Here is a 20,353-nt window from a genome sequence, read left to right as displayed (position 1 = left end):
GCGTGGACACCCTGAGTGAGGACATATCGCCATGCGCGGCTGCCGTTCGAGGTTCAGCAACCGGATCCTGCCCCGCCCCGCGGTCGGCTGAGCCGGTGGGTGCCGATCGCCACTTCGCGTACGGCGCCGCCGCCGGCCTCCTCGGTGACCACCTCTTCGGCGATCCGCGCCGAGGGCATCCGGTCGCCGTTTTCGGGCGGGCCGCCGGCGCCGTGGAACGGATGCTGTGGCGGGACCACCGCGGGTGGGGCGCGCTGCACACCGCCCTGTGCGTGGGGGGCGCCGTCTCGCTCGCGGCCCTCGCCGCCGCGGCCGTACGCCGGTCTGCCGCCGCCTCCGTCGCCCTGACCGCCGCCACCACCTGGACGGTCGTCGGGGGGACCTCGCTCGCCCGCGAGGCCCGCGCCGTCGGGCGCGCCCTGGAGGCGGGGGACGTCGAGGCCGCCCGTGCCCGGCTGCCCCGTCTGTGCGGGCGGGATCCGCAGGCGCTGGACGCCGACGGGATCGCCCGGGCCGTGGTCGAGTCCGTCGCCGAGAACACCTCGGACGCCGTGGTGGGCGCGCTGGTGTGGGGCGCGGTGGGCAACGTGCCCGGGCTCGTCGGCTTCCGGGCCGTCAACACGCTCGACGCCATGGTCGGCCACAGGTCGCCCCGCCATCTGCGCTACGGATGGGCCTCGGCCCGCCTCGACGATCTCGCGGGATGGCCGGGCGCACGCCTGACCGCCGCCCTCGCTGCGGTGTCGGGTCCGGATCCGCGGGGGGCCGTGCGCGCCTGGCGCGCGGACGCCACCCGGCACCCGAGCCCCAACGCCGGCCCCGTGGAGGCCTCGTTCGCGGGAGCCCTCGGGGTGCGGCTGGGCGGGACGCTGTCCTACGGGGGACGGGTGGAGCACCGGCCGGTGCTGAACGGTGCGGGACGCCAGGTCCGCACCGACGACGTCGAGCGGGCCGTACGGCTCTCCCGTCGTGTCTCCGTGCTCGCGCTCGGCGTCACCGTCGCCGGGCGGGTGCTCGGCCGAAGGCTTCTCGCGAAGGGACGTACGTCATGAACGGCGGACTGCTCGTCGCCGGTACCACCTCCGACGCCGGCAAGAGCGTGGTGACCGCCGGGATCTGCCGCTGGCTCGTACGCCAGGGCGTGAAGGTCGCGCCCTTCAAGGCGCAGAACATGTCGCTGAACTCCTTCGTCACCCGGGAAGGTGCCGAGATCGGGCGGGCACAGGCCATGCAGGCCCAGGCGTGCCGCATCGAACCGACCGCGCTGATGAACCCCGTCCTGCTCAAGCCGGGCGGCGAGCAGAGCAGTCAGGTCGTGCTGCTGGGCAAACCGGTCGGCGAACTGAGCGCGCGCGGGTACCACGGAGGGCGGCAGCAGCGGCTCCTCGGCACCGTCCTCGACTGTCTCGCCGAGTTGCGGGGCACATATGACGCGGTGATCTGTGAGGGGGCCGGCAGTCCCGCCGAGATCAATCTGCGGCGGACCGACATCGTCAACATGGGGATCGCGCGGGGCGCGCGCCTGCCCGTGCTCGTCGTGGGCGACATCGATCGCGGCGGAGTGTTCGCCTCGTTCTTCGGCACGGTCGCCCTGCTCTCGCGTGGGGACCAGGAACTCGTCGCCGGCTTCCTGGTGAACAAGTTCCGCGGTGACGTCTCCCTGCTGGAGCCGGGGCTGGACATGCTGCACGGCCTCACCGGGCGCCGGACGTACGGGGTCCTGCCCTTCCGGCACGGACTCGGGATCGACGAGGAGGACGGGCTGCGGGTGTCCCTGCGGGGCGCCGTACGCGAGTCGGAGGTCTCGGCCCCCGTCGGTGCGGACGTGCTGCGCGTCGCCGTCTGCGCCGTCCCCCTCATGTCCAACTTCACCGATGTGGACGCCCTCGCCGCCGAACCCGGGGTCGTGGTCCGGTTCGTGGACCGGCCGGAGGAGCTGGCCGACGCGGATCTGGTGGTGGTCCCGGGCACGCGCGGCACCGTGCGGGCCCTCGACTGGCTGCGCGCACGCGGTCTCGCGGACGCGCTCGTCCGGAGAGCGGCCGAGGGACGCCCGACGCTCGGTATCTGCGGCGGCTTCCAGATCCTCGGCGAGCACATCGAGGACGAGGTGGAGAGCCGCCGGGGCCGCGTCGACGGACTCGGGGTCCTGCCCGTCAGGGTGCGGTTCGCCCGGGAGAAGACCCTGACGAGGCCCGTCGGACGGGCCCTCGGCGAGCCGGTGCGGGGCTATGAGATCCACCACGGGGTCGCCGAGGTGACCGGCGGAGAGCCCTTCCTGGACGGCTGCCGGGTCGGAGCGGTGTGGGGCACCCACTGGCACGGCTCCCTCGAGTCGGACGGTTTCCGACGGGCGTTCCTGCGCGAGGTGGCGGCCGCCGCGGGCCGCCGATTCGTGCCGGCCCCCGGCACGTCGTTCGCCGCGCTGCGCGAGGAGCAGCTCGACCGGCTCGGCGATCTGATCGAACAGCACGCGGACACGGACGCGCTCTGGCGGCTCATCGAGTCGGGCGCGCCGCAAGGACTGCCTTTCATTCCACCGGGAGCGCCCGCATGAGCACAGTGTTGTTGTTGTCGACCGCCGACACCGATCTCCTGGCGGCGCGTGCCTCCGGTGCGCCCTACCGGATCGGCAACCCGACCCGCGTGGACGTCGCGGAGGAGCTCGGATCGCTGATCGCGGGCGCGGACATCGCCGTCGTGCGGCTGCTGGGCGGAAAGCGCGCCTGGGAGGACGGGCTCGCCGCCCTCAAGGCCGCCGGCGTCCCGACCGTGCTGCTCGGCGGGGAGGCGGTGCCGGACGCGGAGTTGATGGCCGAATCGTCGGTGCCCGCGGGTGTCGTGGCGGAGGCCCTGCGCTACCTCGTCGAGGGCGGACCCGCCAACCTCACCGAGCTGGCGCGCTTCCTGTCCGACACCGTGCTGCTGACCGGCGAGGGGTTCGCGGAGCCGCAGAAGATGCCCGAGTACGGCATCCACGGGGAACGGGAGTTCGTCGAGGGCCGCCCCACCGTGGGCGTGCTCTTCTACCGGGCCCATGAACTCAGCGGCAACACCGCCTTCGTGGACACCCTGTGCGACGCGATCGAGGAGCGGGGCGCCAACGCCCTCCCGGTGTACTGCGGTTCCCTGCGCGGCGCCGACCCCGCGCTGTACGCGATGCTCTCGAAGGCCGACACACTCGTCGCCACCGTCCTCGCCGCGGGCGGCACGCACGCCTCGCACGCGTCGGCGGGTGGGGAGGAGGAGTCGTGGGACATCGGCGCGCTCGCCGACCTGGACGTCCCGGTGCTGCAGGGTCTCTGCCTCACCTCGTCGCGGTCCGCGTGGGACGCGTCCGACGCGGCCCTGACCCCCATGGACGCGGCGATGCAGGTGGCCATCCCGGAGTTCGACGGCCGTCTCGTCACGGTCCCGTTCTCCTTCAAGGAGCAGGGCCCGGACGACGTCCCGGTGTACGTGGCCGACCCGGAGCGGTCCGCGCGTGTCGCCGGGATCGCCGTGCGCCACGCCCTGCTGAGGCACAAGCCGAACGCGGAGAAGCGGCTCGCGCTCGTCTTCACCGCCTACCCGACGAAGCACTCGAGGGTCGGCAACGCTGTCGGTCTCGACACCCCCGCTTCGGCCGTACGGGTCCTGGACGCGCTGCGGGACGCGGGATACGGGCTGACCGAGTACCCCGGGGGCGGCGACGAGCTCATCCACCGGCTCATCGAGGCCGGCGGCCACGACGTCGAGTGGCTGACCGAGGAGCAGTTGGCGTCCGCACCCGCGCGGGTGCCGCTGGCCGACTACCGGGCGTGGTTCGACGCGCTGGACCCGGAGCTCAGGGACGCGATGCTGGAGGCCTGGGGGGAGCCGCCGGGCGGTCTGTACGTCGACGGGGACGACATCGTGCTCGCCTCGCTCCGCTTCGGCAACGTCGTCGTGATGATCCAGCCGCCGCGCGGCTTCGGCGAGAACCCCATCGCGATCTACCACGACCCCGACATGCCGCCCTCGCACCACTACATGGCGGCCTACCGGTGGCTGGAGAACACCTTCAGGGCCGACGCGATCGTGCACATGGGCAAGCACGGCACGATGGAGTGGCTGCCGGGCAAGGGGCTCGGGCTGAGCCGGGGCTGCGCACCGGACGCCGTCCTCGGCGACCTCCCGCTGATCTACCCCTTCATCGTCAACGACCCCGGCGAGGGCACCCAGGCCAAACGGCGCGGGCACGCCACGGTCGTCGACCACCTCGTACCGCCGATGGCGCGCGCCGACACCTACGGCGACCTGGCGAAGCTGGAGCAGCTGCTCGACGAGTACGCGCTGGTCTCCGACCTGGACCCGGCCAAGGCACCCGCGGTGCGTGCGCAGATCTGGACCCTCGTCAAGGCCGCCGAGCTGCACCACGACCTGCACGTGGACGACCAGCCGGACGACGAGGCCTTCGACGCGTTCGTCATGCACATCGACGGCTATCTGTGCGAGATCAAGGACGTCCAGATCAGGGACGGCCTGCACATCCTGGGCGGTGGTCCGGTCGGCGAGCCGCGCGTGAACCTCGTACTCGCTGTGCTGCGCTCCGCGCAGGTGTGGGGCGGGCAGGCGAACGCGATCCCGGGGCTGAGGGCGTCACTGGCCGAGCACTTCGGCCTGGTGGAGAAGGAGCTGCTCGCCGAACCGGGCGCGCCGGTGAAGGTGCCCGCGGAACTGACGGATCTGGTGGAGGGCCCCGCACGGAGCGCCGCCGACGCCGTCGACCTGCTGGAGCAGCTGTGCCGGCGGATGGCGGAGGGCATGGAGGAGCGTGCCTGGGCCGCGGCCGCCGTCCCCGCCCTGGTACGGGACGTCCTGGGTACCGAACTGCCCGCCGCCGTGGCCGTCCTGGAGTTCGCCTGCACGCAGGTCGTACCCCGGCTCGCCCGGACCACCGACGAGATCGGCCACATCCTCAAGGCGCTCGACGGCGGTTACGTCCCGGCCGGTCCCTCCGGTTCCCCGACCCGCGGGCTCGTCAACGTCCTGCCGACGGGCCGCAACTTCTACTCCGTCGACCCCAAGGCCATTCCCTCGCGGCTGAGTTGGGAGGTCGGGCAGTCGCTCGCCGACTCGCTGGTCGCGCGGTATCTGAGCGACACCGGCGAGTACCCGAAGTCCGTCGGCCTGACCGTCTGGGGCACGTCCGCCATGCGCACCCAGGGCGACGACATCGCCGAGATCCTCGCGCTGCTGGGCTGCCGCCCGGTCTGGGACGACGCCTCCCGGCGCGTGACCGGTTTCGCGATCGTGCCCCCGGCCGAACTCGGCCGCCCGCGCATCGACGTCACGGTCCGTATCTCGGGCTTCTTCCGGGACGCGTTCCCGCATGTCGTCGCGCTCATCGACGACGCCGTGCGCGCCGTCGCCGAGCTGGACGAGCCGGTCGAGCAGAACTTCGTCCGCGCGCACGCCGACGAGGACACCGCCGAACACGGCGACCGGCGGCGCGCGACGGCCCGTATCTTCGGCTCCAAGCCGGGTGCGTACGGCGCCGGGCTGCTGCCGCTGATCGACGCCCGCAACTGGCGCAGCGACGCGGACCTCGCGGAGGTGTACGCGGTGTGGGGCGGCTACGCGTACGGACGCGGGCTCGACGGGCGGGCGGCGCGCGGGGACATGGAGACCGCCTTCCGGCGGATCGCCGTCGCCGCCAAGAACGTCGACACCCGCGAGCACGACCTCGTCGACGCCGACGACTACTTCCAGTACCACGGCGGAATGGTCGCCATGGTCCGGCACCTGACCGGCGACTCCCCCGAGGCGTACGTCGGCGACTCGGCCGTGCCCGACCAGGTCAAGACCCGCACGCTGGGCGAGGAGACCCACCGGGTGTTCCGCGCGCGTGTCGTCAACCCGCGCTGGATGGCGGCCATGCGGCGTCACGGCTACAAGGGCGCCTTCGAGATGGCGGCGACCGTGGACTACCTCTTCGGCTACGACGCCACGGCCGGCGTGGTCGACGACTGGATGTACGAGAAGCTCAGCGCCGAGTACGTCTTCGACGCCGAGAACCGGGACTTCATGAAGAAGTCCAACCCCTGGGCGCTGCGCGGCATCACCGAGCGGCTGCTGGAGGCCGCCGAGCGCGGCCTGTGGGCGGAGCCGGACGCGGACACGCTGGAGCGGCTGCGCGCCACCTATCTGGAGCTCGAAGGCGACTTGGAGGGCGACGAGAAGTGAGTACCCCCTTTCCGTTCACGGCGGTCGTCGGCCAGGACGACCTGCGGCTGGCACTGCTGCTGAACGCCGTGTCCCCGGCGGTCGGCGGTGTGCTGGTGCGCGGCGAGAAGGGCACCGCCAAGTCCACGGCCGTACGGGCGCTCTCGGCGCTGCTTCCGGCGGTGGACGTAGTCCCCGGCTGCCGTTTCTCCTGCGCCCCCGCGGCACCGGACCCGGGCTGCCCGGACGGTCCCCACGAGCCGGGGGCCGGCGCACGGCGGCCGGCCCGCATGGTGGAGCTGCCGGTCGGCGCCTCCGAGGACCGGCTCGTCGGCGCCCTCGACATCGAACGGGCGCTCGCCGAGGGCGTGAAGGCCTTCGAGCCGGGCCTGCTCGCCGAGGCGCACCGCGGGATCCTGTACGTCGACGAGGTCAACCTCCTCCACGACCACCTCGTCGATCTGCTGCTGGACGCGGCCGCGATGGGCGCCTCGTACGTCGAGCGCGAGGGTGTCTCCGTGCGCCACGCGGCCCGCTTCCTGCTCGTCGGCACCATGAACCCCGAGGAGGGCGAGCTGCGGCCGCAGCTGCTCGACCGCTTCGGGCTGACCGTCGAGGTGTCCGCCTCGCGGGAGCCCGATCAGCGGGTGGAGGTCGTCCGGCGGCGGCTCGCCCACGACGACGACCCCGAGGCGTTCGCGGCGCGCTGGGCCGAGGAGGAGGCGGCCGTCCGGACCCGGATCGTGGCCGCGCGCGAACTGCTGCCCTCCGTGCGGCTCGGGGACGGGGCGCTCCGGCAGATCGCGGCGACCTGTGCCGCGTTCGAGGTGGACGGTATGCGGGCCGACATCGTGATGGCCCGTACGGCCACCGCGCTGGCGGCCTGGGCCGGGCGCACCGACGTGCTCGCCGAGGATGTGCGGCAGGCCGCGCTGCTCGCCCTGCCGCACCGGCGGCGGCGCAACCCCTTCGACGCTCCGGGACTCGACGAGGACAAGCTCGACGAGACGCTGGAGGAGTTCGGCGACCCGGACGACGACCCGGATCCGGATCCCGGTGGTCCCGGCGGCGGTGGCGGTGACGGGCAGCCGTCTCCGGACGACGCCCCGCAGGGCGGTGACACGGCCGCACGGCCCGAGGCCGGGGAGAGCGGGCAGCCGGCGGCCTCCGGTGCCGGGGAGCAGCAGGCCGTTCGGGCCGCCCAGCCGTTCCGCACGAAGGTGCTGACGGTGCCCGGACTCGGCGACGGCGCGGCGGGGCGAAGGTCCCGGGCGCGCACCGAACACGGCCGGACCACCGGGGCCCGCCGGCCCCGGGGCGCGCTCACCAAGCTGCATCTGGCGGCGACGGTGCAGGCGGCGGCGCCGCACCAGCGGGCGCGCGGCCGGTCGGGCCGCGGACTCGTGGTGCGGCGGGACGATCTGCGGCAGGCGACGCGGGAGGGCCGCGAGGGAAACCTCGTCCTGTTCGTGGTCGACGCCTCCGGTTCGATGGCGGCGCGGCAGCGGATGGCCGCCGTCAAGGGCGCCGTGCTGTCGCTGCTGCTCGACGCCTACCAGCGCCGGGACAAGGTGGGGCTCGTGACCTTCCGGGGTTCGGCCGCCGAGGTCGCGCTGCCGCCGACGTCGTCGGTGGACGCCGCGGCGGCCCGGCTCGAGTCGCTGCCGACGGGTGGCAGGACACCGCTGGCCGCCGGGCTGCTCAAGGCCCATGACGTGCTGCGGATCGAACGGCTGCGGGATCCCGCGCGACGGGCCCTGGTCGTGGTGGTGACCGACGGGCGGGCCACGGGAGGTGCCGAACCGGTGGTGCTCGCGGGCCGGGCCGCGGGGCTGCTGGCCGCCGAGGGCGTCGCGTCCGTGGTCGTGGACTGCGAGTCGGGGCCCGTGCGGCTGGGACTCGCCGGGCGGCTCGCCGAAGAACTGGGCGCTGCGGCGGTGACGCTGGACGAGTTGCGCGCCGACAACATCACCGGACTCGTACGGGACGTGCAGGGGACGCAGAGGACCGCGAGGAGGGCCGCCTGATGCCGCAGGGACAGCCGAGCGTCGTGCCGGACGACGGACTGACGACCCGTCAGCGCCGCAACCGCCCCCTCGTCGTCGTGCACACGGGCGTGGGCAAGGGCAAGTCGACCGCCGCCTTCGGGCTCGCGCTGCGCGCCTGGAACCAGGGCTGGCCGATCGGGGTGTTCCAGTTCGTCAAGTCGGCCAAGTGGAAGGTCGGCGAGGAGAACGCGCTGCGGGTGCTCGGGGCCTCGGGCCAGGGCGGGACCGTCGACTGGCACAAGATGGGCGAGGGCTGGTCGTGGGTCCAGCGCGACCTCCAGGGTGACAACACGACGAACGAGGAGAAGGCCCGGGAGGGCTGGGAGCAGGTCAAACGGGACCTCGCCGCCGAGACGTACCGGCTGTACGTGCTCGACGAGTTCGCCTACCCGCTGCACTGGGGCTGGGTCGACATCGACGAGGTCGTGGACGTCCTGCGCAACCGGCCGGGGACCCAGCATGTCGTGATCACCGGCCGCAACGCGCCCGCGAAGCTCGTCGACCTCGCCGACCTCGTGACCGACATGTCCAAGGTCAAGCACCCGATGGACGCGGGGCAGAAGGGCCAGAAGGGCATCGAGTGGTGACGTCCTCCCCGTCGTCCGTCCCCCGGCTGGTCATCGCCGCGCCCTCCTCGGGCAGCGGCAAGACGACCGTGGCCACGGGGTTGATGGCGGCCTTCGCCGGGCGGGGACTCACCGTGTCGCCGCACAAGGTGGGGCCGGACTACATCGACCCGGGGTACCACGCGCTCGCCACCGGGCGCCCGGGGCGGAACCTCGACGCCTACCTGTGCGGGCCGGAGCTGATCGCACCGCTGTTCCTGCACGGGGCGCGCGGCTGCGACCTCGCCGTCGTCGAGGGCGTCATGGGGATGTTCGACGGGGCCGCGGGCGAGGGCGAACTGGCGTCCACCGCGCACGTGGCGAAGCTGCTGCGGGCCCCCGTGGTACTCGTGGTCGACGCCTCGTCGCAGTCGAGGTCGGTCGCCGCCCTGGTGCACGGTTTCGCCTCCTGGGATCCGCAGGTACGCCTCGGGGGCGTCATCCTGAACAAGGTCGCCTCGGACCGGCACGAGGAGTTGCTGCGCGAGGCGCTGGACTCGGCCGGGACGCCGGTGCTGGGCGTGCTGCGCCGGGTGGCACAGGTGGACACGCCGTCGCGCCACCTCGGGCTGGTACCGGTCGCCGAGCGTCGGACGGAGGCGGTGGAGGCCGTCGCCGCCATGGCCGCACAGGTGCGCGAGGGGTGCGATCTCGAAGCGTTGCTGGGGCTGGCGCGAAGCGCGGCGGCGCTGCCCGGTCCGGCCTGGGAGCCGCCCGTCACCGGCGCCCGCGAACGCCCGGTGGTCGCCGTGGCCGGTGGCCCGGCCTTCACCTTCTCCTACGCGGAGCACACCGAACTGCTCACCGCCGCCGGGGCCGAGGTCGTCACCTTCGACCCCCTGCGCGAGGAGCGGCTCCCCGACGGAACGGGAGGGCTGGTGATCGGGGGCGGGTTCCCTGAGGTGTACGCGCCGGAGCTGTCCGCCAACGAACCCCTCCGCGAAGCCGTCGCCGCTCTCGCACGGGACGGAGCGCCGGTCGCGGCCGAGTGCGCCGGACTGCTGTACCTGTGCCGCGAACTGGACGGACGGCCGATGTGCGGGGTGCTCGAGGCGGACGCCCGGATGAGCGAGCGGCTCACCCTCGGCTACCGGGACGCCGTGGCTCTCGGCGACAGCGTCCTCGCGGCGGCCGGGACCCGGATGCGCGGGCACGAGTTCCACCGCACCGTCGTGGAGCCCGGCGCGGGGACGGCTCCCGCCTGGGGGGTACGCGCTCCGCGGCGGCGCGTCGAAGGTTTCGTTCAACAGGGTGTGCACGCGAGTTATCTGCACACGCACTGGGCCGCCGAGCCCGGTGCGGCCCGTCGGTTCGTGGAGAGGTGCCGGACGTCATGAGCAGCAGGCTGATCGGAGTCGGGGTGGGCCCCGGCGACCCCGAACTGGTGACCGTCAAGGGCGTCAACGCGCTGCGCGCCGCCGACGTCGTCGTCGTACCCGTGATGGACACCCTGGAGCGCGGGCGCGCGGAGGCGACCGTGCTGCACTACGCGCCCGAGGAGAAGGTCGTGCGGGTGGTGTTCGCACTGAACGAGCGCAGCGACCACGCACGGCGCGAGGCGGCCTGGGACGCCGCCGGGGAGCGTGTCGCCGGGCTGCTGGAGCGGCACGGTGCCGTCGCCTTCGCCACCATCGGCGATCCCAACGTGTACTCGACGTTCACCTATCTGGCGCAGACCGTCCAGCACCTCTTGCCCGGGACGGTCGTCGAGACGGTGCCCGGCATCACCGCCATGCAGGACCTCGCCGCCCGGTCGGGCGCCGTCCTGACCGAGGGCACCGAACCGCTCACGCTGGTTCCCGTGACCGCCGGCTCCGCCGTGCTCAAGGAAGCGCTCGGCGGACCCGGAACGGTCGTCGCCTACAAGTTCGGCCGGCAGGCGCAGGAGGTCGCCCGGGCACTGCGGGAGACCGGGCGCCTGGAAGACGCGGTGTGGGGATCCGCACTCGGACTGCCCGGGGAGTCCATCCGGCCGGCCGCCGACCTCGAGGACGGTCCGCTCCCCTATCTGTCCACCCTCATCGCTCCCGCCCGCCGCGACGGCACCCGCGGCGGCAAGCTGTGACCAGCGGCAGATCAGCCCGCGAGGCCCACCACCAGCCAGATGAAGCCGGCACCCGCGACCGTGCACAGCAGGGTCGAACGGGCGGGGTGGACGTGGTGCGCCTCGGGGAGGATCTCCGCCGCGGCCAGGTAGAGCAGCGCTCCGCCGAACAGGCCGAGATAGCCGCCGAGCAGCGGCTCCGGGATCGTGAAGGCCAGGGTCGAGGCCGCTCCCACGACCGGCGCGACCGCGTCCGCGAGCAGCATCGTGACCGCCTTGCGGCGGGCGTTCCCGTACAGGCTCGTGATCGTGTACGTGTTGAAGCCGTCCGCGAAGTCGTGCGCGACGACCGCCAGGGCGACCGCCGCACCCATGCCGCCGCCCACCTGGAACGCGGCACCGATCGCGACGCCGTCCATGGCGCTGTGCCCGACCATCGCGGCGGCCGCCGTCAGACCCACCTCGGGCGCACGGTGGTTGTGCTCGTCCGCCCCGTGCGCGGCACGGCGCGCGGCCAGCAGCCGCTCCACCAGGTGGGCCAGCAGGAAACCGGCCACGAACAGCAGCAGCGCGGCCGGCACGCCGAACACCTCGCCGCCCGCCGCGTGCAGTGCCTCCGGCAGCAGGTCCAGACCCACCACCCCGAGCATCAGTCCACCGGCCAGGCCGAGGACCAGATGACGGCGGTCGGTCACGCGCAGTGCCGTCCAGCCGCCCGCCAGCGTCATCAGGAACGCGCCGAGCGCGACGAAGACCGCCATTTGACCTTGCTATCCAATCGATCCCGGTGTGCACAGGACCGGCGGCCCTGCGCGCACCGGTGTTTCGCACTGCTCGAACTTTCGTAGGAGAGGAAACATTCCCATGGCCGATGCCACCACCGGCAAGGTGACCTTCGTGGGTGCCGGCCCGGGCGCCGCCGACCTGCTCACGTTCCGCGCCGCGCGCGCCATCGCCGAGGCCGACGTGGTGATCTGGGCCGCCAGCCTGGTGCAGGCGGAGGTCCTGGAACACGCGCGTGAGGGCGCCGAGATCCTGGACTCGGCGACCATGTCCCTGGAGGACGTCGTCGCCGTCTACCGGCGCGCCCTCGAGGAGGGCCTGCGTGTCGCCCGTATCCACTCCGGCGACCCGGCCCTGTGGGGCGGGACACAGGAGCAGCTGGACCGGTGTGCCGAACTCGGCATCGGGACGGAGGTCGTTCCGGGTGTCTCCTCCTTCTCCGCGGTCGCCGCGCTCGCCCGGCGGGAGCTGACGATCCCCGAGGTGGCGCAGTCCGTCGTCCTCACCCGGCTCGGCGGCGGCAAGACGCCGATGCCGCCCGGCGAGGAGGTGCGCGAGTTCGCCCGGCACGGCACCACGATGGCGATCTTCCTGTCGGCGGCCCGCAGCGGGCAGCTCGTCCGTGAGCTGCTGGAGGGCGGCTACCCGACCACCACCCCCGTCATCGTGGCCCATCAGGCGACCTGGCCCGAGGAGCTCGTCGTGCAGTGCACCGTCGGGACGCTGGAGGAGACGGTCAAGGAGCACAAGCTGTGGAAGCACACGCTGTTCCTGGTCGGGCCGGCGCTCGCCGCACACGGCACGCGCTCGCACCTCTACCACCCCGGACACTTCCACGGCTACCGCAAGGCCGACCCCGAGGCCCGCAAGGCCCTGCGCGCACGGGGCGCGAGCACATGATCACGGTGGTCGGTACGGGCACGGGAGCACCCCTCGACGACGACGTGACGGCCGGTGCCGACCTCGTGGTGGGCGCACAGCGGCATCTTCGGGCCGCACGGCTGCCGCAAGAGGCCGAGCGCGTCGTGCTGGGGGCGCTGTCCCCCGCACTCGACACGGTCGAACGGTACGTCGACAAGGGGCGCCGGGTCGTGGTCCTCGCCTCCGGGGACCCCGGCTTCTTCGGGATCGTCCGGGCGCTGGCCGAACGGTTCGGTCCCGGGCTGCTCGACGTACGGCCGGGTGTGTCCTCCGTGGCGACCGCCTTCGCGCGGCTCGGACTGCCGTGGGACGACGCGGTGGTGGTCAGCGCGCACGGGCGCGAGCCGCGCACGGCGGTGAACGTGTGCCGGGCGCACCCCAAGGTCGCCGTCCTCACCGGCCCCGGTGCCGGTCCCGCCGAGCTCGGGGCGGCGCTCGCCGAGAGCTGCGCGGAGCGTGTGCTGGTGGTGGCGAGCGCGCTCGGCGACCCGGCGCGCGAGCGTGTGGAACGGATGACGCCGCAGGAGGCGGCGGCACGCGACTGGGGCACGGCGGTGAGCGTGGTGCTGTCCGTCGACCCCTCGCGGGTGCCGGGTCCCGCGCGCACGGTCGCCGGGCCGCGGCCCGGCCCGGTCGAGTGGGCCCTGGCCGAGGAAGCGTTCGAGCACCGGGACTCGATGATCACCAAGTTCGAGGTGCGCGCTCTGGCGCTGGCCCGGCTGGCGCCGCGCCTGGGCGACCTGGTCTGGGACGTCGGTGCCGGGTCCGGGTCGGTCGCCGTCGAGTGCGCCCGGCTGGGCGCCGCCGTCACCGCCGTGGAGCAGGCCGCCGACGGGGTGGAGCGGATCCTGGCCAACGCGGCGGCGCACCGTGTGGACGTCCATGTGGTGCACGGGACGGCACCGGCCGCCCTCGACGGTCTCGCGGACCCCGACGCGGTGTTCGTCGGCGGCGGCGGACGCGAGCTGCCCGCGATCGTGACCGCGTGCGCCGCGCGGGCCCGGCGGACCGTGGTGATCGCCATGGCCGCTCTGGACCGCGTACCGGCGGCGCGCAAGGCGCTCGTCGCGGCCGGGTTCTCCTGCGACGGGGTGCTGCTGCAGTCTTCGCGGCTCGCCCCACTGCCGGGGGACGTGACCCGGCTCGCGGCCACCAACCCTGTTTTCCTGCTGTGGGGCACGCGTCCCGCGGCGCACAGCGAAGGAGTTGCTCAGTGATCGGCCTCATTTCCGCCACCGCGGCGGGGGCGGTGGCACGGGACCGGCTCGCCGCGGCGTGGCCGGATCGCACGAGGGTGTACGAGGGGTCCGTCGGGGAGGCCGTACGGGCCGCCTTCGCGGAGTGCGAGCAGCTCGTCTGCTTCCTGGCGACGGGGGCCGTCGTGCGGCTGCTCGCCCCCCTGCTCGGGGACAAGGCCTCCGACCCCGGGGTGGTGTGCGTCGACGAGGGCGCGCGGTTCGCGGTGTCCCTCGTCGGCGGGCACGCGGGCGGCGCCAATGAACTCGCCCGTGAGGTGGGCGAGTCGCTGGGGGCGGTCCCGGTGGTGACGACGGCGACGGACTCCGTGGGGCTGCCGGGCCTCGACACGCTCGGGTTCCCGGTGGAGGGCGATGTCGCCGGGGTCTCGCGGGCGCTGCTGGACGGCGAACCGGTCGCCCTGGAGACGGAGGTGAGCTGGCCGCTGCCCCCGCTGCGGGTCGCCGCCGAGGGCGCGTACACGATCCGCGTCACCGATGCGGCCCTCGAGCCTGCCGAGCGGGAGGCGGTGCTGCGGCCGCCGACCCTCGTGGTCGGCGTCGGCGCCTCCAAGGGCTCCCCCGTCGAGGAGATCCTCGAACTGATCGATGGTGCGCTGCGAGAGGCCGGGCTCAGCGCGAGATCGCTCGCCGAGCTGGCCACCGTCGACGCCAAAGCGGACGAACCGGGCATCGTCGAGGCGGCACGGCGGCTCGGGGTGCCCCTGGTGACCTACTCTTCCGCACTGCTCGCCGAGGTGGACGTGCCCAACCCCTCGGACGCACCGCTGGCCGCCGTCGGCACGCCTTCGGTGGCGGAGGCGGCGGCCCTCGTGCGGGGCGGCGAACTGCTCGTGCCCAAGCGGAAGTCGGCCGCCCGTCCCGCGACGGCGACCTGTGCCGTCGTCCGCCGTCCCGGGCGCGGCCGACTGGCCGTCGTAGGCCTCGGACCGGGCGCCCGGGACCTGCTGACGCCGCGCGCGAAGCAGGAGTTGCGGCGCGCGTCGGTCGTCGTCGGCCTCGACCAGTACGTCGACCAGATCCGCGATCTGCTGCGCCCCGGCACCCGGATCCTGGAGTCGGGCCTCGGCGCCGAGGAGGAACGTGCGCGCACGGCCGTCGCCGAGGCCCGCAAGGGGCATGCCGTCGCACTGATCGGCAGCGGCGACGCCGGTGTGTACGCGATGGCGTCGCCCGCGCTGGCCGAGGCGTCCGACGACATCGACGTGGCCGGGGTCCCGGGTGTGACGGCCGCACTGGCGGCGGGCGCGATCCTCGGAGCCCCGCTGGGCCATGACCATGTGTCGATCAGCCTCTCCGACCTGCACACCCCCTGGGAGGTCATCGAGCGCCGGGTACGGGCGGCCGCCGAGTCGGACCTCGTCGTGACCTTCTACAACCCGCGCAGCCGGGGCCGCGACTGGCAGTTGCCGAAGGCGCTCGCGATCCTCGGCGCCCACCGGGCACCGTCGACGCCGGTCGGTGTCGTACGGAACGCGTCACGACCTGACGAGTCCAGCCGTCTGACGACACTGGCCTGCCTCGACCCGGCGACGGTCGACATGATGACGGTCGTGACCGTGGGCAACACGGCGACCCGAGAGATCGCGGGGCGCATGGTGACGCCGCGTGGCTACCGCTGGCAGAACGACAGGCAGGAGGACGCCCGGTGAACCGAGTGGTCCACCCGATCGAGCAGGAGTCCTTCCGGCGGCTGCGCGCCCGGCTCGACACCTCGCACTTCCCGCCGCTGACCCGGGCCGTGGTGGAGCGCGTCATCCACTCCGCGGCCGACCTCGGCTACGCGGACGACCTCGTGACGGACGAGGGCGACCTGGCGGCCGCGCACACCGCGCTGCACGGCGGCGCACCGGTGGTCGTGGACGTCGAGATGGTCGCGGCCGGGATCACCCGCAGAACGACCGTCTGCCGGCTCAAGGACGCGAGGTCCGGCCCCGGGCTGACGCGTTCGGCGCATGCGATCCGGCTCGCGTACGAGGACGTCGGCCCCGGAGCGCTCTGGGTGATCGGCTGCGCTCCGACCGCCCTGGAGGAGCTGCTGAGGCTGGACGCCTCGCCCGCGCTCGTGATCGGTCTGCCCGTCGGCTTCGTGGGCGCCGCCGAATCCAAGGCCGCGCTGCGCGAGAGCGGACTGCCGGCCGTGAGCAACGTGTCCGAGAAGGGCGGTTCCGCGGTCGCCGCCGCGGCGCTCAACGCCCTGCTGTACCACCCCACTTCGAAGGAGACCCCGTGACCACCCCGTCGCCCGCCCTGCTCATCGCCGGCCATGGCACCCGGGACGAGGCCGGAGCCGAGGCGTTCCGCGCCTTCGTACGGGAGCTGCAGCGCCGGCGCCCCGAACTCCCCGTAGCAGGCGGCTTCATCGAACTGTCGGCGCCGCCGCTGGGCGAGGCGGTGAGCGGGCTGGTGGAGCGCGGCGTCCGCCGTTTCGCCGCGGTACCGCTGATGCTGGTGTCCGCCGGGCACGCGAAGGGGGACATCCCGGCGGCCCTGGCCCGGGAGAAGGAGCGCCACCCGGGGATCTCCTACGCCTACGGCCGCCCGCTGGGCCCCCATCCGGCACTGCTGGACGTCCTGGAGCGGCGCCTCGACGAAGCGCTCGGGGGCACGGCCCGCAGGCCCGCCGACCGGTCCGATGTGACCGTGCTGCTGGTCGGGCGCGGCTCGACCGACCCGGACGCCAACGCCGAGGTGCACAAGGCCGCGCGTCTGCTGTGGGAAGGGCGCGGTTACGCCGGGGTCGAGACGGCGTTCGTGTCGCTGGCGGCGCCGGACGTGCCGAGCGGTCTGGACCGGTGCGCGAAGCTGGGCGCGAGGCGGATCGTCGTCCTGCCCTACTTCCTCTTCACGGGCGTGCTGCCCGACCGGGTGCGCCGCCAGGCCGAGGGCTGGGCGGAGGCGCATCCGGAGACCGAGGTTCGCACGGCGGACGTCATCGGGCCCGAACCCGAGCTGCTCGACCTGGTGCTGGAGCGCTACGAGGAGGCCGTCAAGGGTGATCTGCGGATGAACTGCGACTCCTGCGTGTACCGGATCGCGCTGCCCGGCTTCGAGGACAAGGTGGGCCTGCCGCAGCAGCCGCACTTCCACCCGGACGACGACGGCCACCACGGTCACGGCCACCACCACGGCGGACACACACACTCCCATGCGCACTGAACACAACGGTGGGCAGCACGACCTGCGGCACCACGGGGACGCCGAGGTCCGTGACGGCGGCGCCGCACTGACGGACCTGGCGGTGAACGTGCGCGCGGACACGCCTCCGGCATGGCTGCGCGATGTCATCGCCGGGTCCCTGGAGGGGCTCGCGGCCTATCCCGACGGGCGGGCCGCCCGTGCGGCCGTGGCGGAACGGCACGGTCTGCCGACCGGACGCGTGCTGCTCACGGCGGGTGCCGCCGAGGCCTTCGTCCTGCTGGCACGGGCCCTGAAGGCACGTCACCCGGTGGTCGTGCACCCGCAGTTCACCGAGCCCGAGGCGGCGCTCGCGGACGCCGGGCACGTGGTGGACCGGGTGCTGCTGCGGCAGCGGGACGGCTTCCGCCTCGACCCCGCGCTGGTTCCCGAGGGCGCGGACCTGGTGGTGATCGGGAACCCCACGAACCCGACCTCGGTGCTGCACCCGTCGGCCCTGATCACCGAACTCGCCCGCCCCGGGCGGACCCTGGTGGTCGACGAGGCGTTCATGGACGCGGTTCCGGGGGAACGGGAGGCACTGGCGGGCCGGACCGACGTGCCCGGGCTGGTGGTCCTGCGCAGCCTGACCAAGACCTGGGGCCTGGCGGGCCTGCGCATAGGCTACGTCCTGGCGGACCCGGGGACGATCGCCGAGCTGGAGCGGGCGCAGCCCCTGTGGCCGGTGTCCACACCCGCGCTGGTGGCCGCCGAGGCCTGTGTGGCGCCCCGCGCGCTCGCGGAGGCCGCGCACGCCGCCCATCGGGTCGCGTCCGACCGGGCCCATCTGGTGGCGGGACTGCGGGAGTTCGGACCCGACGGGCTGTACGTCGCCGAGCCCGCGGACGGGCCGTTCGTCCTGGTCCGCCTGGAGCAGGCCCCGGCCGTGCGCCGCCATCTGCGCGACCTCGGCTTCGCGGTGCGGCGCGGGGACACCTTCCCGGGACTGGGCAGGGAATGGCTCCGGATCGCGGTCCGGGACAGGGTGACCGTGAACCGCTTTCTGCAGGCTCTGGACCGGGCGGTGACGCTGGCGGCGGGGTGAGCGATCACCGCCCCGCCGGCATCACCGCCCGGCCCTGCTCAGGCGGCAGGCATCAGCCGCGGCGGCGGCGTGCCACTCCCAGCACACCCGCGCCCGCCACCAGCAGTACGACCGCTCCGCCCACGACATAGGGCGTGGCAGAACTGCCGCCGGTCTCCGCCAGGTCGGCCTTCGCGGGCGCCCCCTGCGGTTTCACGTCCCCGGGCGGTTCCGTCGCAGGCGCGGCCGTCTCCTGCGGTGCGTCGGACGCGGGGGCCTGCGACGCCGGGGCGGCGGGGGTCTCGCACGTGGCTCCTCCCAGGGTCACGGTGCCCTTCACCTCCGCCACGTTCAGGTTGAGCGGGTTCACGGACACCGTGAGCACCAGCGCCGACGCCGCCGCCGTCCGGGACGTCGTCCGGGTCGGCGACACCTCCAGCCGCACCTCGCCGACTCCAGGCGCCTTAACCCTCGTCGGTCCGGCCGCCGACACCGTGACCTTCCGCCCGAGCACGGTCACCGCGCCCAGCACGTTGGCCGTGGCGACGGGCCTCTTCCCCACCTCGCACACCGCCTTGGACGTGACGCCGTCGACCTCGATCAGGGAGAGCATCGGCAGCCCGGGCACATGGACCCGCGCACGGGTGAGGTTCGTGGACGCCTCCGCGCCCGACTCGGACACCGTCGCCCGCGCCGTGGCGGCGTCAGCCCGCACCACGTCGAAGGGGCGCCCGCCGGCGACTCCCTTCAGACGGGCCGACAGCGCGGTCTGTTCGGCGCTCCGCGGTGCCTGCACCTCGTTGAGGGAGACCGCGAGCGGGACGTTCACGGTCTTCTTGAGCAGGGACACGTCCAGTCCGGTCCGCAGCACGACGGCGCTCGCGCGCCCTTGGTCCTCAGTCGCGCCGGCGGACCCGGCGCCCGCCAGCGCGGCGGGACCGGCGGCCAGTGCGGTGGCCACCGCGACGGTGGCCAGTCGGTGTGCGGGCATACGGAAGGTGGTGCCGTTCATGGTGGTGGGACCCCCAGAGGAGACAAGCTCGGGACCCGGAAAGAATTTCGTACCGGGAGTGAGCCGTCAGCAACACCGCGTGACTTCACTCCATCGTGGATCGCTCGCAAGGATCTTCGAAACCGGCGGCACGCTTGTTCCCCCGCGTCACCCACGCATCCCCCGCACCGGGGGCGCGACCGGAGCGCGGGGAGATCCCTAACCGACCACGCGTCCGTTCAGCACCACCCGCCGCGGCACCGCGAGCACCCGTACGTCCGCCCGCGGATCCGTCTCGTACACCACGAGGTCCGCGGCGGCCCCCTCCTCCAGACCGGGCCGGCCGAGCCACCGCCGGGCACCCCACGCCGCCGCCGACAGGGCCTGCACCGGCGGGATCCCGGCGGTCACCAGTTCCGCCACCTCGGCCGCGACCAGCCCGTGCGGCAGGCCGCCGCCCGCGTCGGTGCCGACGTACACCGGGATGCCGGCGTCGTAGGCGGACCGCACGGTGTCGTAGCGCCGCTCGTGCAGCCGTCGCATATGCGCCGACCAGCGCGGGAAGCGGGACTCACCGCCGTCCGCGAGCTTCGGGAAGGTCGCGATGTTCACGAGGGTGGGCACGATCGCGACACCCCGCTCGGCGAACAGCGGGATCGTCTCCTCGGTCAGGCCCGTCGCGTGCTCGATGCAGTCGATGCCCGCCTCGACCAGGTCGCGCAGCGAGTCCTCGGCGAAGCAGTGCGCGGTGACGCGTGCACCCAGGCGGTGCGCCTCCGCGATCGCCGCCTGCACCGCGTCTCGCGGCCAGCAGGCGGTCAGGTCCCCGGCCTCCCGGTCGATCCAGTCGCCGACCAGCTTGACCCAGCCGTCGCCGCGGCGAGCCTCCTGGGCCACGTACGCGACCAGGTCCCCCGGTTCGATCTCCCAGGCGTAGTTGCGGACGTAGCGGCGTGTGCGCGCGATGTGCCGGCCCGCCCGGACGATCTTCGGGAGGTCGTCGCGGTCGTCGATCCAGCGGGTGTCCGACGGCGATCCCGCGTCACGGATCAGCAGGGTGCCGGCGTCCCGGTCGGTCAGCGCCTGCTTCTCGGAGACGTCCTCGGGCACCGGGCCGTGGGCGTCGAGACCCACATGGCAGTGGGCGTCGACGAGACCGGGCAGCGCCCAGCCCTCGACGGTACGGACGTCACGGGCGCCCTCGGGCCGGTCGTAGGAGATCCGGCCGCCGACCACCCACACCTCGTCGCGGATCTCCTCGGCCCCGACGAGCACCCGCCCCTTCACATGCAGCACCGCGTGATCGCTCATGTACTGC

At 73.8% G+C, this 20,353-nt stretch carries 16 protein-coding genes; 13 read left to right on the top strand and 3 right to left on the bottom strand.

The window, feature by feature from the left end; genetic code table 11:
- Window positions 1-95 precede the first annotated feature (95 nt).
- Genes RCR19_RS28505 through cobI form a run of 7 tightly spaced genes read left to right on the top strand, consistent with a single transcriptional unit; the run spans window position 96 to window position 10,904 of the window.
- The gene (locus RCR19_RS28505; RefSeq protein WP_331267725.1) at window positions 96-1,052 is read left to right on the top strand and encodes a cobalamin biosynthesis protein; all 957 of its coding nucleotides are present in this window, start codon (window positions 96-98) and stop codon (window positions 1,050-1,052) included.
- Window positions 1,049-2,557, top strand: coding sequence for a cobyric acid synthase (locus RCR19_RS28500; protein ID WP_331267724.1), 1,509 nt, complete (start codon window positions 1,049-1,051; stop codon window positions 2,555-2,557). Before RCR19_RS28505 ends, RCR19_RS28500 begins: the two co-directional genes overlap by 4 nt.
- On the top strand, window positions 2,554-6,207 hold the full coding sequence (gene cobN, locus RCR19_RS28495) for a cobaltochelatase subunit CobN (RefSeq protein WP_331267723.1): 3,654 nt from the start codon (window positions 2,554-2,556) through the stop codon (window positions 6,205-6,207). The genes RCR19_RS28500 and cobN overlap by 4 nt, the downstream gene beginning before the upstream one ends.
- Window positions 6,204-8,213 carry a putative cobaltochelatase gene (locus RCR19_RS28490; protein ID WP_331267722.1) on the top strand — a complete coding sequence of 670 codons (2,010 nt, stop codon included), beginning with the start codon at window positions 6,204-6,206 and terminating at the stop codon, window positions 8,211-8,213. Before cobN ends, RCR19_RS28490 begins: the two co-directional genes overlap by 4 nt.
- Window positions 8,213-8,821 carry a cob(I)yrinic acid a,c-diamide adenosyltransferase gene (gene cobO / locus RCR19_RS28485; RefSeq protein ID WP_331267721.1) on the top strand — a complete coding sequence of 203 codons (609 nt, stop codon included), beginning with the start codon at window positions 8,213-8,215 and terminating at the stop codon, window positions 8,819-8,821. Before RCR19_RS28490 ends, cobO begins: the two co-directional genes overlap by 1 nt.
- A complete protein-coding gene (locus RCR19_RS28480; RefSeq protein WP_331267720.1) occupies window positions 8,815-10,176 on the top strand; it encodes a cobyrinate a,c-diamide synthase in 1,362 nt (453 codons plus the stop codon). The genes cobO and RCR19_RS28480 overlap by 7 nt, the downstream gene beginning before the upstream one ends.
- Window positions 10,173-10,904, top strand: coding sequence for a precorrin-2 C(20)-methyltransferase (cobI, locus tag RCR19_RS28475; RefSeq protein WP_331267719.1), 732 nt, complete (start codon window positions 10,173-10,175; stop codon window positions 10,902-10,904). Before RCR19_RS28480 ends, cobI begins: the two co-directional genes overlap by 4 nt.
- A gap of 11 nt (window positions 10,905-10,915) precedes the next feature.
- Here the strand turns inward: cobI and RCR19_RS28470 are convergent, their stop codons facing one another.
- Window positions 10,916-11,644 carry a ZIP family metal transporter gene (locus RCR19_RS28470; RefSeq protein ID WP_059128719.1) on the bottom strand — a complete coding sequence of 243 codons (729 nt, stop codon included), beginning with the start codon at window positions 11,642-11,644 and terminating at the stop codon, window positions 10,916-10,918.
- 103 nt (window positions 11,645-11,747) lie between these two features.
- Here RCR19_RS28470 and cobM point away from each other — a divergent pair, with 103 nt between their 5' ends.
- Genes cobM through cobC form a run of 6 tightly spaced genes read left to right on the top strand, consistent with a single transcriptional unit; the run spans window position 11,748 to window position 18,065 of the window.
- A complete protein-coding gene (gene cobM / locus RCR19_RS28465; RefSeq protein ID WP_331267718.1) occupies window positions 11,748-12,566 on the top strand; it encodes a precorrin-4 C(11)-methyltransferase in 819 nt (272 codons plus the stop codon).
- The gene (gene cbiE / locus RCR19_RS28460; RefSeq protein WP_331267717.1) at window positions 12,563-13,804 is read left to right on the top strand and encodes a precorrin-6y C5,15-methyltransferase (decarboxylating) subunit CbiE; all 1,242 of its coding nucleotides are present in this window, start codon (window positions 12,563-12,565) and stop codon (window positions 13,802-13,804) included. The genes cobM and cbiE overlap by 4 nt, the downstream gene beginning before the upstream one ends.
- The gene (cobJ, locus tag RCR19_RS28455) at window positions 13,801-15,495 is read left to right on the top strand and encodes a precorrin-3B C(17)-methyltransferase (protein ID WP_331267716.1); all 1,695 of its coding nucleotides are present in this window, start codon (window positions 13,801-13,803) and stop codon (window positions 15,493-15,495) included. Before cbiE ends, cobJ begins: the two co-directional genes overlap by 4 nt.
- A complete protein-coding gene (locus RCR19_RS28450; protein WP_331267715.1) occupies window positions 15,492-16,076 on the top strand; it encodes a precorrin-8X methylmutase in 585 nt (194 codons plus the stop codon). Before cobJ ends, RCR19_RS28450 begins: the two co-directional genes overlap by 4 nt.
- The gene (locus RCR19_RS28445) at window positions 16,073-17,002 is read left to right on the top strand and encodes a sirohydrochlorin chelatase (RefSeq protein WP_331267714.1); all 930 of its coding nucleotides are present in this window, start codon (window positions 16,073-16,075) and stop codon (window positions 17,000-17,002) included. The genes RCR19_RS28450 and RCR19_RS28445 overlap by 4 nt, the downstream gene beginning before the upstream one ends.
- Window positions 16,992-18,065 carry an Rv2231c family pyridoxal phosphate-dependent protein CobC gene (gene cobC, locus RCR19_RS28440; protein WP_331267713.1) on the top strand — a complete coding sequence of 358 codons (1,074 nt, stop codon included), beginning with the start codon at window positions 16,992-16,994 and terminating at the stop codon, window positions 18,063-18,065. Before RCR19_RS28445 ends, cobC begins: the two co-directional genes overlap by 11 nt.
- A 52-nt stretch (window positions 18,066-18,117) precedes the next feature.
- On the opposite strand, the gene RCR19_RS28435 is transcribed toward cobC, so the two are convergent.
- Window positions 18,118-19,056 carry an SCO1860 family LAETG-anchored protein gene (locus RCR19_RS28435; protein ID WP_331267712.1) on the bottom strand — a complete coding sequence of 313 codons (939 nt, stop codon included), beginning with the start codon at window positions 19,054-19,056 and terminating at the stop codon, window positions 18,118-18,120.
- A gap of 198 nt (window positions 19,057-19,254) precedes the next feature.
- Window positions 19,255-20,346 (bottom strand): amidohydrolase family protein, encoded by a 1,092-nt coding sequence (locus tag RCR19_RS28430; RefSeq protein WP_331267711.1) that lies wholly within the window; start codon window positions 20,344-20,346, stop codon window positions 19,255-19,257.
- Between the last annotated feature and the right edge of the window lie 7 nt (window positions 20,347-20,353).

Origin of the sequence: Streptomyces sp. WAC07094 (assembly GCF_036320405.1) — a bacterium.
Classification (GTDB): domain Bacteria; phylum Actinomycetota; class Actinomycetes; order Streptomycetales; family Streptomycetaceae; genus Streptomyces; species Streptomyces lannensis.
The sequence above is the reverse complement of the archived record's forward strand: the minus strand, read 5'-3'. Positions and strand labels throughout refer to the sequence as shown.

Coding starts and splice junctions, on each gene's coding strand:
- RCR19_RS28500 (WP_331267724.1), top strand. CDS start 1,049: ATGAACGGCGGACTGCTCGTCGCCGGTACCACCTCCGACGCCGGCAAG.
- cobN (WP_331267723.1), top strand. CDS start 2,554: ATGAGCACAGTGTTGTTGTTGTCGACCGCCGACACCGATCTCCTGGCG.
- cobO (WP_331267721.1), top strand. CDS start 8,213: ATGCCGCAGGGACAGCCGAGCGTCGTGCCGGACGACGGACTGACGACC.
- cobI (WP_331267719.1), top strand. CDS start 10,173: ATGAGCAGCAGGCTGATCGGAGTCGGGGTGGGCCCCGGCGACCCCGAA.
- RCR19_RS28470 (WP_059128719.1), bottom strand. CDS start 11,644: ATGGCGGTCTTCGTCGCGCTCGGCGCGTTCCTGATGACGCTGGCGGGC.
- cobM (WP_331267718.1), top strand. CDS start 11,748: ATGGCCGATGCCACCACCGGCAAGGTGACCTTCGTGGGTGCCGGCCCG.
- cbiE (WP_331267717.1), top strand. CDS start 12,563: ATGATCACGGTGGTCGGTACGGGCACGGGAGCACCCCTCGACGACGAC.
- cobC (WP_331267713.1), top strand. CDS start 16,992: ATGCGCACTGAACACAACGGTGGGCAGCACGACCTGCGGCACCACGGG.
- RCR19_RS28435 (WP_331267712.1), bottom strand. CDS start 19,056: ATGAACGGCACCACCTTCCGTATGCCCGCACACCGACTGGCCACCGTC.
- RCR19_RS28430 (WP_331267711.1), bottom strand. CDS start 20,346: ATGAGCGATCACGCGGTGCTGCATGTGAAGGGGCGGGTGCTCGTCGGG.